Genomic DNA, 14,701 nt, shown 5'->3' with positions numbered 1-14,701 from the left:
CGCAGCTTGTGGGACATCAAGGTGCGCGATTCCATAAAAATCCCTCCAGCGGAAACCGCCAAGCTGTTGATCATCAGCATACTGGCCCTGGTATTCGGATTCCTTTTGGGAAAATGGCTGTAGTGGAGACGAAGCGGTTGAGACAGCTTTCGGGCTCCTTTAGAACGAGGAATATTAAACCGGGCCGGCGATTAGATTATTTATTCAATACCTGGTATTGAAGCCCTCGGCCAGCATACCCAGACCCATGACCGCGAGGACTAGCAGCCAGGTGTTGTTTAAGGCCACGGGCTGCAAGACTACCAGGCCGATAAGGAATAATCCCATTGTGATTCGAATGCCCCGGTCAAATGAAGTCAAATCCTTTTTGAAATCCATACCCGTCCACCTTCACAGCAGTTTTTTATAATGTGCCCACGCGGAATCATTATTAAAACCGCCCGGGCAATAAAAGACAAAAGATTTTCATGGCAATAAAGACATATTGGACAACTGCTCATAAAGGTGCGGCATTTTAAGCGGAAATTGGAAGCTCTGAAAAAACATCGATTGCAAAGGCGCTTCTCACAAGTAGCGGAAACCATAGCGAAAAATGGCATTAGGAGGAATTGTGTGCACAGTCTGCTGCTGGCTATCAGCTTTCTTACCATAGCCCCGGTTTACGGAAACCGTATTGCTAATGACAGGGAATTCGCCAATTCACTTTACTATTACCCTCTGGTCGGATTCATTATCGGCATGATATTGTTCGCAGTCTCCCGGCTCACTGAACTCTTAGGCCCGGGTATTGCAGCCGAGGCTATGATCATATTGGCCTGGGTTATGGTTACGGGCGCCCTGCACCTCGACGGGCTGATGGATTCTGCGGATGGACTCTTCAGCGGCCGGGACCGGGAACGCAAACTGGAAATTATGAAAGACAGCCGGGTAGGGGCTATGGGGGCCATAACTCTGGTGGTGGTCATCCTTCTCAAGCTGGCTTTTCTGGATAACCTTTTAATAACTGATAAGGCCTGGGTCTTGCTGGTTGCGCCGGCGGTAGGGCGGTTTATGATGGTGTACGCCATCTGCCGCTATCCTTATGCCCGGTCCGGCGGCGGCCTGGGGGCAGCGTTCGGCGGAGAAGCGGGGCTTCCGAAATTGGCTGGAGCCGCTCTATTGCTCCTGGCCGGATCCTGGCTGGCTCAGGCCTGGACAGCCCTGACCGCGGTCATTATCACCATCGGCCTGGGTGCCTTGATAGCGGCCTGGATAGCCCGGCAGCTGGAGGGTGTAACCGGGGATAGCTTCGGAGCCTTATGCGAGTGCTGTGAAACCATCTTTATCATCACCGCGGTATTCCTGGTGCATGGATAAGAGCGACTGGAGAGGATGACACGGCCATGAAATTAATCCTGATCAGACACGGACAAACCCAATGGAACGCCAGCCAGAGATACCAGGGTCATACCGATATCCCGCTGAATGACACCGGGAGGCAGCAAGCCCTGCGGCTGGCCGATTATCTTGTGAAGGATGAAGCGGTCGAGGCCGTGTATTGCAGCGATCTTTCCCGGGCCCGCGAAACCGCGGAAATAATCGGCCGAGCTTTTAAGCTTCAGCCCCACCCCGATCACAGGCTGCGCGAATTCTGCTTTGGCAAATGGGAAGGCCTGACCTTCACGCAGGTTTACGCTGCGTACCGGAGCGAATTTGAACAGTGGTTTAATAACCTGGAAGAATTCCGGGTACCCGGGGGCGAATCCTTTTCTGACCTGGCCAGCCGCAGCCTTGAAGCTATCGAGGAAATCAAAAAGAAGCATGCCGGGACAGCGGTGGTAGTCACCCACGGCGGGGTGATAAAGGCCATGCTATGCCGAATACGGGCCAACTCCGATCCCTGGCAGGAGACCGTTCCGCCTGGATCACTGACCAGAATCGACTTTTTAAATGAGCGCATCGAAATACCGCACATCGGTTTGGCGGTTTAGCCAAGGAAATTCGTACAGTCCTGCCAATAACCGATTGTTTCAGGACCAAAGCGATGTAATTTTCCTGCCGGGAATTACCCCCGATACAACACTTCCGCTAACAAGCCTCCGGAATAAAACGTCTGGACCAAGTTTTTCCGCTTACATAAGTTGGGTAAATTGGCATATAATAAAGCGAAGCCTAACCCGGATAGCCGCTTTGGCTGCGGGGATCAGTCCGAGATATTACAGCCTGCTGATTGGGGTTGGCCGGACCTGGTCCGGCGTGATAAAGGCGGTATTTCTGCCCATCAGCAGCTTCCCCTGTAATAATTGAGCATTGGGCTGACATATAGTTGTAGAGAAGGGCATGGCACGGCAAAGACTTTTCCAGATGTGTATTCAGATCGTCTAATTGCCGTCAGATACTGGAATAATGTGGACGGCCCGAATGGAGTTCTTTGACGACCAGGGAGATTAATATTTCCTTTTTATTGCACTGTTTTTTTTCCTACAGTTCACATATAATCAAATAAACAGAGACCAGAAAAGTCGGCAGATAATGTCAAACTCAGCGCGTGAAGGGAACAGCGCAAAAACTGTTTACACGTAGTTTCGGGGAATGCAGCAAGATGCGGAGGTGAGGCTGTGAGTAAGAGATGGGGTAAAGGCGATCCAGTGAATTTATCCGATTTACTAAAAATTACTCCGGTTGCCAATGAAATTATTCAGTTAGCGGAAGAATTGGAAATAAACGTAGCAGATATCCTTTGGATAGTAACCCAGATCATTGATCATGGCGATGAAATTGATGCCAAGGCCTATGCTAAGCTGCTCAATGAAGAAGATCTAAGCATTGAGGAAGAATGGGACGACATCGAAGTTGATAATATAGAATCCGATATGGAGCAGGCCAACTACACTGTAGATGTTAAGATCAACAGTGCCGGACGGTTTCCGGAAGTGGGCTTTAAAGCCGGGATCAATGAGCGTGAAGACATCAGTTACTTCTTCGACATGGTCTTGGATATGTTGGAGAAGCTGGAATAGAGTCGAAGCCTGAAACCAAAGTGAGCAATGATAGAGTCCGGGATGTCCCGGACTCTTTTACATGACAGTCAAAAGCCGGGTTTGACGCTGCCCGGCATTATGGGTTTAAGATTTTTATAAGGTCTTTTTATGGGTCTGCCACCAATTGATCAATTCCATTACCGGGGAATACCTCAAAAGCGCGTTGGCCAACTGCACCGTACCCAACACCCCGCACAGGGTTGCGGCCCAGCCTGTGACCAGGCCGCTTCCTGAAGCGAAGAAAAAACACAACGCCAGGATATACCTGGCCCATACACCATCATGGCTTAACATGCGAGCACCTCCTGACCTCTCCTTCTTATCCTCACCACAGCTGCCCGCTATTATGTAGGCTGGCAATGTAAAATGGGATTCAAGGCAGGCCGCGGTTGCGCTATACTGAGATGCAAGAGGGCTCGAAAGTGAGGCTGGCAGATCATGAGCGAATGGGTTACACTCCTGGCCTTAGCGGCAGGATTGATAATGGGCGGCCTGGGCATAGCTTTGGTTATGCGCGGGCGTTTATACAGTGAACGGCTTTTGTACGAGCAAAGCATTGCGGGCGAGCGGGCCATGTACCAGGAGAATCTTGCGCACAAAGAACAGTATCTGCAGGAATTGCGCCAGAGAGAGCGTGATCTTGGCCAGCATATATCCAGTTTAAGCGGCGAACTGCAGTCTCAGCAGCAGAAACGGTCGGCGGCTGAGGAGAGATGTCTGCGCATCACTGAGCTGGAAGCCAGCCTTGATAAAAAGGAAAACCTGGTGAGCGATCTGCAGATGGAACTCAACCGGCTGCACAAGATTCAGGCGGGCTTGGAAGAGCGTTTGCAGGAGAGTGAAAAACGCCTGGCCCGGGAGAAACAATTACTGGAACAAGTCCGGGAGAAAATGACTGAAGCCTTCGCCTCGCTGTCCGCCGAGGCCTTGCGCAGCAACAATCGATCTTTTCTGGAGCTGGCCGCCACCTCGCTGGAGAAATACCAGGAGGGAGCCCGCACCGATTTGGAAACCAGGCATAAAGCCATTCAGTCCTTGGTGGAGCCGGTACTGAACTCCTTGAAACAGGTGGATCAAAAGGTTCAGCAGCTGGAAAAGGAGCGCACCAGCGCCTATGCCAGTTTGATGGCCGAGGTGGGGAATATGTCGCGCACCCAGGCCCAGCTGCACACTGAAACCGCTAATCTGGTCAAAGCCTTGAGGCGGCCCGAGGTCCGGGGGCGCTGGGGCGAGCTGCAGCTGCGCCGGGTGGTGGAGATGGCGGGTATGGTCAATTTCTGCGACTTCGTGGAACAGCGCAGCAGCGAATCCCCTGATTCACGCCTGCGCCCCGATTTGATTGTCAAACTGCCCGGGGGACGTTATGCGGTGGTAGATTCCAAAACCCCTTTGCGGGCCTATTTGGATGCCATGGAGAGCGATGATCCCAACCTGCAGCAAGCCAGGCTCTCCGATCATGCCAAACAACTGCGGGTGCACATCAGCCAGCTGGGGAGTAAAAGATATTGGGAACAATTTCAGCCTACCCCGGAGTTCGCAGTTTTATTTGTTCCCGGAGAGGCATTCTTCAGCGCCGCCCTGCAATATGACCCCGAACTGATTGAGTATGGCTCCAGCCAGCAGGTCATCTTGGCTACACCCACCACTTTGATCGCTTTGCTCAAAGCGGTTGCGTACGGCTGGAAGCAGGAAGCCATCGCCGAGAATGCCCGGGAGATAAGCAGGCTGGGTCAAAACCTATATGATCGGATTCATGTCCTGACCAGGCATTTTGAAGACTTGCGCAAAGGCCTGGAGCGCACCGTGGAAGCTTACAACCAGACCGTAGGGTCGATGGAAAGCCGGGTTCTGGTTACGGCGCGCCGCCTGACGGATCTGGGGGTGTCGGCGCCCAAGCCCCTGCCAGCCACAGTTATGATTGAAAAAAAGCCGCGCCATATTTTCCCTGCGGGTGATGAGCAACTGGCGGAAATCTGCAGTGCAGAGGATGATGCTGATTAGAAGTTACTGAAAATACACCGAAATTTGGGTGAAACTTTACAAAACTCGTCAGCATTTTCTGCATCGAAGTATTATAATAATATAGGGTAGGTAATAAAATGCCCGGCGAGGAGGTGAGAAGATAATTGGATAAAAAGCTGATTGATGAGATCCTCCGTTCCATTGGCTTGGAGCACATTGAGGACGAAAAGGAAGACAGAGAATAAGAAGAAGCCATTTAAGGACCCTTAAATGGCTTCTTCATTTTTTCTGGGACAGCAGGCGCTTTGCTCCTGCTCAATCGGCAGCGGCTTCCTGCAGCAGTTCGGATACGGTAACAATTTCATAACCCTGGCTGCGGATATTGTTTATTATGGCGGGCAGGGCTTGCGCGGTCTGTTTACAGGTGTCGCTGGCATGCATGAGAATGATATCGCCCGGGTGTATGCGCTTGTTTATTCTCTCGATGATTATGGAGACACCGGGGTTCATCCAGTCCAGAGAATCTGTGCCCCAATGTATGGCCTGATAATGGCACTCGTGAATGGCTTCCATTACATTGTCATTGTAATCTCCGTTGGGAGCGCGGATAAGGCGGGGCGGCTCTCCAGTTACTGCTTGGATAGCCTGGTGGGCTTTCATAATCTCTTCTTTGATCTCGCTTTTACTGAAATTGGTCAGATTGAGATGGCGGTGTCCATGGCTGGCGATTTCATGGCCATCGGCTTTGATCCGTTTCACCACTTCCGGGTACTGAGTGGCCCAGGGGCCGGACAGAAAGAAAGTGCATTGCACTTGATTGGCCTTGAGGATTTCCAGCACCGCCGGCGCGGTCTCGTAACCCCAGCTTATATCAAAAGTTAAAGCTACGATCTTCTTGTCAGTTTCAACCCCATAAACCGGCTTTTGCCTGTAGAAGGCCTGCACATACACCGCGCTGGTAGCCAGCAGGAGCAGGACCAATACGGCGATAACCGTAATCTTCGTTTTGGGATTCATCTCGTAAAAGCCAAAAAACCTGGGCAGATCATCACCCTCTTTTCCTAATGAATTCTATGGCGAAAAAAGTAAGTTTATTCAATCTTTAGCTCCCCGGCTAATCAGTTCGCCCATACTCACAAAGCGGTAGCCCTTCTGCTTAAGGTCAGCCAGAAAAATATCCACCGCTCTGGCAGTTTGCAGACCGTTATCTCCGGCATCATGGAGGATAATGATCTGCCCGGGCCTGATGTGTTCTACAATGTGGGCGGCAATAGTTGGGGCAGGTTTTCCCCGGCGCCAATCCTTGCTGTCCTGCTGCCAGGTCCAATAGGCCACCAGCATGCCCTCTTTAACCGTCAAATCCACCATCTCATATGACAGATAGCCCCCCGGGGGGCGGAATAAATCGGGTTGATGCCCGCTGAGTTCTGTTATAATCTGATTTGTGCGGCGAATTTCCTCCAGTATCTGCCATTTATTGAGATGATTAAAATTCCGGTGCGAATAACTGTGATTCCCGATTTCATGCCCATCCCGGGCCATCCGCCGGATGATTTCAGGATGCTTTTGTGCCTTGCTGCCCACTACGAAGAAGGTGGCCTGAGTCTGATGCATTCTGAGTATGTCCAGGAGCACCGGGGTCCGGAGCGGATCAGGTCCGTCATCGAAGGTCAAGGCCACCACCTTCTCCCGCACTGTTACACTGCGAATTAAGTTGCCGTCTTTTTCCCAAACGGAGAGGTTGGGGTGCAAAGCCAGGGTAAAGCTGCCATAAGAGATCCCGCCCAGGAAAAGGGTCATGAACATCAAAGCTCTGAGGCGTCGTTTCAGCCAGGTTAGCATGCCGGCCTCCTGAAAATTAATCGCTTATAAAAAATATGAAGGTATTTGGGACAGTATGCGCTGCCTACACCGGCACTGGCCGGCCAAATAGCTGGATACTGGACCCGCACGTCTTAGGGAGATGCCGCATGCCGCCGCTGTTCGCAGTGGAATAATTTACATGACAGATTTGATCTAATATAATAATGTAGAATATATTGCATAATTATAATTGATAGAAATCAGGACGGAAAGTCATATTCAGCAATGTGCGGGGGATAGGATATATGTTTGCGTAGATTATTACCGGGATAATCTCAAGCTATCTTTTGTAGTAACCTTAATTGTGCAAAGGGAGAGTATGATATGGTTAAGCCGGAAGGGCGGGGAGAAACGGCCTATGTTTCAGCAAAGGGTCTACCAGAATGCAGTACAGAAAATGAAAGCGGGCAACAACTGCTGCCAGGCGGTTATTATGGCTGCCTGCCAGGAGTGGGGCCTGCCGGTTCCTGAAGACCTCCTGTCAGCGGCCAGCTTATTCGGAGAGGGCATGCAGGCCGGCTGTACCTGCGGGGCCTTATCAGGCATGATAATGGCCTCGGGCTTGCGCAGCCGCTATCAGGTTCACCCCCGCCAGGATAAATTAGCTTTGTCGCTGCACGATATCTTCAAACAGAACTTCGGCTCCACCTGCTGCCGGGTTATCAAGAAGAAGAGGTCCATCATCGATAGAGTCGGTTCGCGGACTTGTCAGGAATTAACCGGCAAAGCCGCGGTGCTTTTGATCGAGCAGTGGAAGGAGCTTGATGATGATCCGTCAGCCCGGGTTGTCGGTAATAATACCAACCCTTAACGAAGCCGTTCCACTGCGGGGATTGCTGAACAAGCTTCTGGAGTACTCCGAAGTGGAAATTATCGTAAGTGACGGCGGGAGTGGCGATGACACCGTGAATTTAGCCCGGATGATGGGGGCAACCGCCACAATCGGTGCTGCCAACCGCGGAGCTCAATTAAACCGGGGAGCAGCCCTGGCTGCGGCGCCGCTGCTGTTGTTTTTGCATGCGGACAGCAAGCCCGGACCCGGGCTGATTGAGGAACTGCTGCAGATTGATCCCTATAAGCCAGGGTGGGGCTGTGCCATCATAGCGTTTACTCATCCGGGTCATTTCTATACCATGTTGGGTAAATGCTCCAACCTGCGTGCCCGGTTATTACACAGTTGTTACGGCGACCAGGCCATCTATTGCTCGCAGGCCTTATTCCAACAAATCGGAGGTTTCCCGGAATGGCCTCTATTCGAAGATGCCGGGTTTTCGCGCCGGGCCAGAAAGTTGATCCGGCCGGCAATACTATCCGCCAAAGTCGAAGCGAGTTCAAGGCGCTATGAGCAAAATGGCCCCTGGAAAACCGTTTTTTTAGTACAGTTGTTGAAACTGTTGTTTTGCCTGGGGGTTTCACCGCACACCCTCAGCCGGCTATACCGCAGCAAGAAAAGCGGCGGAACTGCAGGCCGCGGTAATCATGATGGGCAAAATCCCGCGGACGGGATTTAGCGAGGCGCGCTTGATGGAAGTGATGACGGCCTGAGAGTACGCCCGTTTCCACCAGCCTGGCGTGGTGGAGCAGGCGTAAAACGTGATGTCACCGGACCGGAGCATGTTTATTACATTTCTGCTGGGATAAAACGTGAGCGACCTTTACACTGGTCCTGCCGCATAAAGATACCGGAGCTTAACCCCGGTATCAACTGTTTTTATTCGGCATCATGATCAATTGCTGCTCTTAACCCTCATCAGCCAGCTTCAGATCCCATTCTTCAGTGCCCCAGATATTGCAGGCCAAAACCAGAGCCTCAACCGCTGATTTGGCGCAGTGTTCCGTATCCCGGCGATTTTCCTCCGGATCCAGCAGAAAGATACGCCAGTAATCTGCCTGTTCTTCCGCCCACACCTCGGTTCTGTCCTCCACGTCCGGCGTTTTAATGGTACCGATTAGCTCCTTAGCCATAACTTCCCCTCCGTTTCTTTTCTCTTTTCATAGTTCCCGTTTAAACAATATAATCCTCTAAAAGAATTATTGCAATGGCTCCGGCAATGGATCTTGGCTGGGCGGTTTAAAATGCAGGACCGGCCGATAAAATGGGGTGTATAATCCTGGTGATTACATATCTTCAATAAATAGCAAACCTGGTGAAAGCCGGGGAAACGCCATGCTGATCTGACTGGAGACTTATGATAGAGCAGGAACTGTAAGGCTTTTTATGGAAAGCCTATTGAGAACAATGTTGATACAGGCAAATGTTATCTGGCAGAAAGGAGATTTCACCATGCCGCTGCATATCATCCACGGCGATATAATCACAATGCCGGTTGATGCGGTCGTCAATGCTGCCAATACGGCTCTGCAAAGGGGCGGCGGGGTATGCGGCGCCATTTTTGCCGCCGCAGGGGCCGACAAGCTGCAGGCTGAATGCGACCGCATCGGCAGGTGCGGCGTCGGTGAGGCGGTTGTCACCGGAGGCTATGACCTTCCGGCCCGGCACATCATTCACACCGCCGGCCCTATCTGGAGAGGCGGAAATTCTGATGAGGCCCGTCTGCTGCATAATTGCTATACCAACTCTCTGTGGTTGGCCATGCAAAATGACTGCCGATCCATCGCCTTTCCTTTGATCTCCTCCGGTATCTATGGATACCCTATAGAGCAGGCTCTGCAAATCGCCGTCGCTGCCATCAGCGAATTCCTGCTAAAATATGATATTCAGGTTTATCTGCTGCTCTACGATCAACAAACCTTTGAACTGAGCAAAAAGCTCTTCCCAGCCGGTGAAGCAAACAGCGCTGACTGACAGGGCGCCTTTTGAAATTGTGGTACCGGGTTATTCAAGTGCTGCTGAGGCCGCCCCGGGAGAAGGCTGTATAAGCATTGAGATGCGAATTGGGTCGATACCTTACCCCAAATTTTATACCCGCGGTTCGTATTAATATAAGGGTACTTTTATCGGGGAGGTTTTAGCGTGGGAGCCATTAAATATGTCAAAGGCAAGTTAAAGTCCTTAGCTTTTTTGTTGTTTATAAGTATTCTGATTTATATTGGTTTTTTGCTGGGGTCGATGACCAATCAGGCTCAGGCTGCAAGCGCAACGGTGGTTGGCAGTGTGGTCAATTTGCGCTCCGGCCCGGGAACGCACTATTTAGTGGCGGGATCCCTTTATAAAGATACCAGGGTGGAAGTGACCGGCAGCAGCGGTGAATGGCGCCAGGTAAAATTCGGGACGCTGACCGGATGGGTGCACTCATCGCTGCTTGAGGTGGCGCCGCCGCAAATGCTGAAAGTAGGGGTTGAAGTGGCTAACCTGCGCTCCGGCCCCGGGGCTGATTATGATATTATCGGGCAGGTTCGTTTAGGTGATTTACTGACCCTGGTGGGTAAAGAAGGCGATTGGTACATAGCCAAAACCTCCGACGGCAAGGGGGCCTACATCCGCCAGGATATGATTGCAGGCCAGTCTGCCGCGGCCTCCACCTCGGCGTTAAAAGCTGAGCCTTCGCCCAACCTTAAAATAGTGCTGAACAACCAGCCCATGTCGTTTACGGTTGCCCCCTGCATAGAAAACAATCGCATTATGGTGCCCTTGCGCGAGGTATTTGATGCGGTTGGGGCCACGGTGGGCTGGAATAATGCCCGGCAGACCGCTACGGTAGACTGGGGGGCTAAGAAGATCGTCCTGCCGGTTGACTCCTTTGAACCTACGGTAAATGGTTCGATATGGAGAACCGATGTACCCATCCGCAAATACCGTCAGACTACCATGGCCCCGCTGCGTTTTGTGATCGAGGCTCTGGGCGGCACTGCTTCCTGGGATCCCGATAGTTCTACAGTATACGTTTTCATTCCTCCTGCTGACGGGCTAAAAGCCGTGGGGGTGGTGGTCACTTCCCCTCAGGTCAATCTGCGCAGTGGGCCGGGAACTTTTTACGAGGTGGTCGGCAAGGCTGGCAAAGGGGAGCAAATGTCAGTGATAAAACAGCTGGACGGCTGGTATCAGGTTAACCGGGCAGGGCAAAACGCCTGGGTAGCGGGCTGGATAGTGGAAGTTGTCTGGGGAGGAACAGGGGCGTGAAACCTCCTTTCCTTTAATAGAACACAGCTTGAAGACAGGCAGGTTTATGTTTAAATCGCAAGATATATGCTTTATTAACGGAGAAACCGCTTAATGTCCTGCGCTTCGCCTTGTCCCAAGATGAAAGCTCATACCGGGTCGATAGTAATAATATGCCGGGACTCTGCGGTTCCTGGCTTTTTTACGTCCCCGTTTCGATCCCTGCTTTCTACCTGGGTTCCCGGAATCCCAATCTTTTCAGTCTATGCCTCCCCCTGGCTTTACTGCTCAGCTTCTCCTGGTTCTTCTCGCAATACTCACAAATCTTTTCTATATTCCCGCCTTCAAGACTATGATGATCAACAACTACAACCATTGTCCTTGAATTAGTGTTATTGTTCTTAATTATTCGCCTTAGTCCTATAAGAATCCACGATATGCTACAATTAGTGCAATCATGTAAGGCAGGATACTTATGGATTCTAATCCTGTAACTGGCCCTGGGTGACATAATGAGATAATCTGTAAAAGTAGGCGGTGACAAGCCTCTGTAGTTTGGAGATAATAATTATTATTAAACAGGAAATATTTATCCAAATTGTAATTCCTTAAGTATATGTGCTTGGTGAGGATCTCGATATGGAAACTGACTGGCTGACAATTGAAGAGAAGAGTTCCTTATTTGATCTGATGTGGAATGGATCCTCTGAACCCATGATCCTGGCCCAAAGGGTTTTTAATAATAATGATAAAGATTATGTCGTCGGCTATATCATCCTCAGAGTAAACGCTCCTTTTGAAGAACAATCAGGGCTTGGCCAAGATGAGGTTATCGGACGAAGGGTTGCAGAAGTATTGCCATATTTTGATCCCCTATGGCTTGAGGAGTACGGGGGGGTTGGCGGACCTCATAAGACCTTTCAGGCAGTGGTGCGTAATTTCGCCGCAGATGGTTGGTCAAACGTACGGGTATTTTCGCTTAGCGCAGAAAAGCTGCTTGTTACCATTTCAAACCTCAAAAGCGAACCAGAGCGGGAGCATCTGGCTCTGCTGGCGGAACTGCGCCGCAAAGAATTGGAACTCAGCGAAGCACAGCGTATAGGCCACATCGGCAACTGGTACTGGATCCCGGCCATTGACAGGGATGAAAACCATTTATCTGAAGAGTTGCACCGCATCTTCGGTTACGAACCCACTCAGCCGCTGCCTCCCTTCCATTTGGCGAAGGGGGCTCTTTTACCGTCGGATAGCTGGAACAGTATCAATCAGGCAATCGAGGAGACTCTCCGAACCGGAGCAGGGTTCGAAATGGATACCAAAGCCCTGCGTGCCGATGGCTCTCCCATCTGGGTCACCATACGCGCAGAGGTTCTGCGGGATAAGCATGGTAAAATAATCGGTTTGAGAGGCACCAATCAAGATATAACCCAGCGCAAACAGGCTGAAGCTGAACTGCTCAAGGTCAACCGGAGGGAGAGACTGCTTTCCACCGTGGCGTGCCGACTGCTGACCAATGACGATCCTCAGGGGATCATAGATGACCTTTGCCGGGAAACCATGGATTATCTGCAGTGCGAGGTCTTTCTGAACTACCTGGCCGACCGAGAACTGGGCTGCCTGCACCTGAACGCTTGGGCGGGAATACCCCGGGAGGAGGCCTTTAAAATAGAGTGGCTCGATTATGGGGCCGGCATCTGTGGATCCGTAGCCCGGGATGGCAGTTGTATCGTGATTGAGAATATTGATGCCGTCATCGATCCCAGAACCGAGTTGATAAGAGCCTTAGGCGTAAAGGCTTATGCATGCAATCCCTTGATCATAGAGCAAGAGGTAATCGGAACCATATCTTTTGGAAGCCGTACCCGGGAATCTTTCACTCCAGAGGAACTCAGCCTGATGACGACAGTGGCCGGCCACATTTCCATAGCCATCGGCCGCCTGCTGGCCAACCAGCAGCTCAGGAAGAATGAACAAAGACTAGAGCTGCTAGTGCAGGAGCGCACCCGGGAACTTGAGGAATCTAATCAGGCTTTCGCTAAAACCTTGGAGAGTATTACCGACGCCTTCTTTACGCTGGACCGGGATTGGCGGGTAACTTATTGGAACGGTGCCGCTGAACATCTGTTTAACGTAACCCGCCAGGAGGTGATCGGCAGAATATTCTGGGAGGTGTTCCCCGATTCTATTGGATCTGAGATCTACTACCAATACCAGTGGGCAATGCTATACAATGTACCGGTGTTTTTTGTAACTCAAGCTGATCATTCGGACCTGTGGGTAGAGGCTCGCGCTTACCCGTCGCCCTCGGGGCTTACCATATACCTGCATGATATTACCAAGCGCAAGCTGGCCCAGGATGAGCTGCGCAACTCCGAGGAGAGATTTTATAAGATATTTGACAACAATCCTGATCTAATCGCTATTCTGCGCCTGAAAGACAACATGTTTATCGATGTAAACCAGAGATTCCTGAGCCTCACCGGCTATAGCCGGGAAGAAGTTATAGGCAAGACGCCTGAAAAGCTGAATCTTTATGATGAGAATCAGAGCCTGCTCGACTCAGCTTTGATTGAACTAAAGACCAAAGGGGAAATCCATAATGTTGAGTATAGGCTCAGCACCAAATCCGGGAATATAGTTACCGTTTCTGCTTCAATCGTTATTATGAACCTTAACGGGGAACTTTGCCGGGTTGCCCTGATGAGAGATCTGACCAGGGAGAAGTTGATGGAGGCGGAAATAGCCCGGCTTGACCGTCTAAACCTGATTGGCGAAATGGCGGCCAGCATCGGCCACGAAATCAGAAATCCTATGACTGCGGTGCGGGGCTTTCTGCAAATGCTGGGTGAAAAGGAGGAGTATTCTGAAGACCAGGCCTTTTTTGATCTGATGATCGAAGAACTGGACCGCGCCAATGAGATCATCACCGAGTATCTGGGGATGGCTAAAAACAAGAAAATCAGCCTGCTACCCAGGTGCCTCGACGAAATCGTCAATTCGCTGTGCCCCATGATTCAGCCTACGGTCACCAAAAGGGATATGAATCTGAAGCTGGAGTTAACCGAACCTCCCCCGTGTCTGGTGGATGAGAATGAGATCCGCCAGTTAATCTTAAACATGGTCCATAACGGGCTGGAGGCTATGGATCCCAAAGGAACGCTGACTATCGGCACCACTTCGGAGGATGATGACATAGTGCTCTACATAAAAGACCAGGGCCACGGCCTGGATCAAGATATCATGGATAAGCTCGGGACTCCGTTCCTCACCACCAAGGATAAAGGCACCGGACTGGGCCTGGCGGTGTGCTACAGCATCGCTGCGCGTCATAAAGCCAGGATCGATGTTACGACCGGGTCGACAGGAACCACTTTTTATATCAAGTTTCCCATAGCAGCTGAACAGGCTTTGCTGCTTTAGAAAAAAGTGGGGAGGCCGGGGTGACAAAAAAAGGCCGTCCCCAATTGTCCCACTTTACGGCTGCAGGCCGATAAAAGCAGGTGCATAAACTGCATGACCTGTACCCGGAGTTGCACCATGAGTCTTGAGGCTAATCAGATGGTGCAGAGCGAGGATATGGAAAGCCCTGAATGCATCCTCTGCGGTACCTGTGTTGATAATTGTCCCCAGGCTGCAATCGCATTCCGCTTTCACTGCGAGATGCGCTTGGCCTCTTGATTTTGGCCGGCAATAGTTATATAATTTAAAAGCATAAATTATGGGCCGTTAACTCAGTGGGAGAGTGCTTCCTTGACGCGGAAGAAGTCATAAGTTCGAATCTTATACGGCCCACCAT

The 14,701-nt window shown here is 51.1% G+C and carries 15 protein-coding genes and 1 tRNA gene; 11 read left to right on the top strand and 5 right to left on the bottom strand.

Annotated elements, in window-relative coordinates; translation table 11 throughout:
- Window positions 1-204: 204 nt before the first annotated feature.
- A complete protein-coding gene (locus B2633_RS14440; RefSeq protein ID WP_481038175.1) occupies window positions 205-378 on the bottom strand; it encodes a YgaP family membrane protein in 174 nt (57 codons plus the stop codon).
- Between the two features lie 234 nt (window positions 379-612).
- Here B2633_RS14440 and cobS point away from each other — a divergent pair, with 234 nt between their 5' ends.
- From cobS to B2633_RS14425, 3 genes are all read left to right on the top strand, one after another.
- A complete protein-coding gene (cobS, locus tag B2633_RS14435; RefSeq protein ID WP_483171431.1) occupies window positions 613-1,356 on the top strand; it encodes an adenosylcobinamide-GDP ribazoletransferase in 744 nt (247 codons plus the stop codon).
- Between the two features lie 26 nt (window positions 1,357-1,382).
- Window positions 1,383-1,970 carry an alpha-ribazole phosphatase gene (cobC, locus tag B2633_RS14430; protein WP_483171430.1) on the top strand — a complete coding sequence of 196 codons (588 nt, stop codon included), beginning with the start codon at window positions 1,383-1,385 and terminating at the stop codon, window positions 1,968-1,970.
- A 627-nt stretch (window positions 1,971-2,597) separates the two neighbouring features.
- Window positions 2,598-2,999, top strand: a complete 402-nt coding sequence (locus tag B2633_RS14425; RefSeq protein WP_481038178.1) for a hypothetical protein — start codon at window positions 2,598-2,600, stop codon at window positions 2,997-2,999.
- 114 nt (window positions 3,000-3,113) lie between these two features.
- Here the strand turns inward: B2633_RS14425 and B2633_RS14420 are convergent, their stop codons facing one another.
- Window positions 3,114-3,314, bottom strand: a complete 201-nt coding sequence (locus B2633_RS14420; RefSeq protein ID WP_481038179.1) for a hypothetical protein — start codon at window positions 3,312-3,314, stop codon at window positions 3,114-3,116.
- A 144-nt stretch (window positions 3,315-3,458) separates the two neighbouring features.
- Between B2633_RS14420 and B2633_RS14415 the strand changes: the two genes are divergently transcribed.
- Entirely contained in the window at window positions 3,459-5,021 is a 1,563-nt protein-coding gene (locus B2633_RS14415) for a DNA recombination protein RmuC (RefSeq protein ID WP_483171429.1), read from the top strand.
- 276 nt (window positions 5,022-5,297) lie between these two features.
- On the opposite strand, the gene pdaB is transcribed toward B2633_RS14415, so the two are convergent.
- Together pdaB and B2633_RS14405 are read right to left on the bottom strand one after the other, a co-directional pair.
- Window positions 5,298-5,999, bottom strand: coding sequence for a polysaccharide deacetylase family sporulation protein PdaB (pdaB, locus tag B2633_RS14410; protein ID WP_483171428.1), 702 nt, complete (start codon window positions 5,997-5,999; stop codon window positions 5,298-5,300).
- Window positions 6,000-6,077: 78 nt separating this feature from the next.
- A complete protein-coding gene (locus B2633_RS14405) occupies window positions 6,078-6,824 on the bottom strand; it encodes a polysaccharide deacetylase family protein (RefSeq protein WP_483171427.1) in 747 nt (248 codons plus the stop codon).
- A gap of 379 nt (window positions 6,825-7,203) precedes the next feature.
- Here B2633_RS14405 and B2633_RS14400 point away from each other — a divergent pair, with 379 nt between their 5' ends.
- A complete protein-coding gene (locus B2633_RS14400) occupies window positions 7,204-7,656 on the top strand; it encodes a C-GCAxxG-C-C family protein (protein ID WP_483171426.1) in 453 nt (150 codons plus the stop codon).
- Window positions 7,610-8,356, top strand: a complete 747-nt coding sequence (locus tag B2633_RS14395) for a TIGR04283 family arsenosugar biosynthesis glycosyltransferase (RefSeq protein ID WP_483171425.1) — start codon at window positions 7,610-7,612, stop codon at window positions 8,354-8,356. Before B2633_RS14400 ends, B2633_RS14395 begins: the two co-directional genes overlap by 47 nt.
- A gap of 229 nt (window positions 8,357-8,585) precedes the next feature.
- Here the strand turns inward: B2633_RS14395 and B2633_RS14390 are convergent, their stop codons facing one another.
- Entirely contained in the window at window positions 8,586-8,810 is a 225-nt protein-coding gene (locus B2633_RS14390; RefSeq protein WP_481038185.1) for a hypothetical protein, read from the bottom strand.
- 319 nt (window positions 8,811-9,129) lie between these two features.
- Between B2633_RS14390 and B2633_RS14385 the strand changes: the two genes are divergently transcribed.
- The 5 genes from B2633_RS14385 to B2633_RS14365 all read left to right on the top strand — a co-directional run bounded on the left by B2633_RS14385 (window position 9,130) and on the right by B2633_RS14365 (window position 14,700).
- Window positions 9,130-9,651 (top strand): macro domain-containing protein, encoded by a 522-nt coding sequence (locus B2633_RS14385; protein ID WP_483171424.1) that lies wholly within the window; start codon window positions 9,130-9,132, stop codon window positions 9,649-9,651.
- Window positions 9,652-9,819: 168 nt separating this feature from the next.
- Entirely contained in the window at window positions 9,820-10,926 is a 1,107-nt protein-coding gene (locus tag B2633_RS14380) for an SH3 domain-containing protein (RefSeq protein WP_483171423.1), read from the top strand.
- A 618-nt stretch (window positions 10,927-11,544) separates the two neighbouring features.
- Window positions 11,545-14,325: a PAS domain S-box protein gene (locus B2633_RS14375; protein WP_483171422.1), complete on the top strand. Its 2,781-nt coding sequence runs from the start codon at window positions 11,545-11,547 to the stop codon at window positions 14,323-14,325.
- A gap of 60 nt (window positions 14,326-14,385) precedes the next feature.
- A complete protein-coding gene (locus B2633_RS14370) occupies window positions 14,386-14,583 on the top strand; it encodes a 4Fe-4S dicluster domain-containing protein (RefSeq protein WP_483171445.1) in 198 nt (65 codons plus the stop codon).
- 42 nt (window positions 14,584-14,625) lie between these two features.
- Window positions 14,626-14,700, top strand: a tRNA-Val gene (locus B2633_RS14365).
- Window position 14,701: the final 1 nt, after the last annotated feature.

Origin of the sequence: Syntrophomonas sp. UBA1041 (assembly GCF_002316705.1) — a bacterium.
In the GTDB taxonomy this organism is placed as follows: Bacteria; Bacillota; Syntrophomonadia; order Syntrophomonadales; family Syntrophomonadaceae; genus DTU019.
This window is presented reverse-complemented; position numbering and strand designations above follow the sequence as displayed.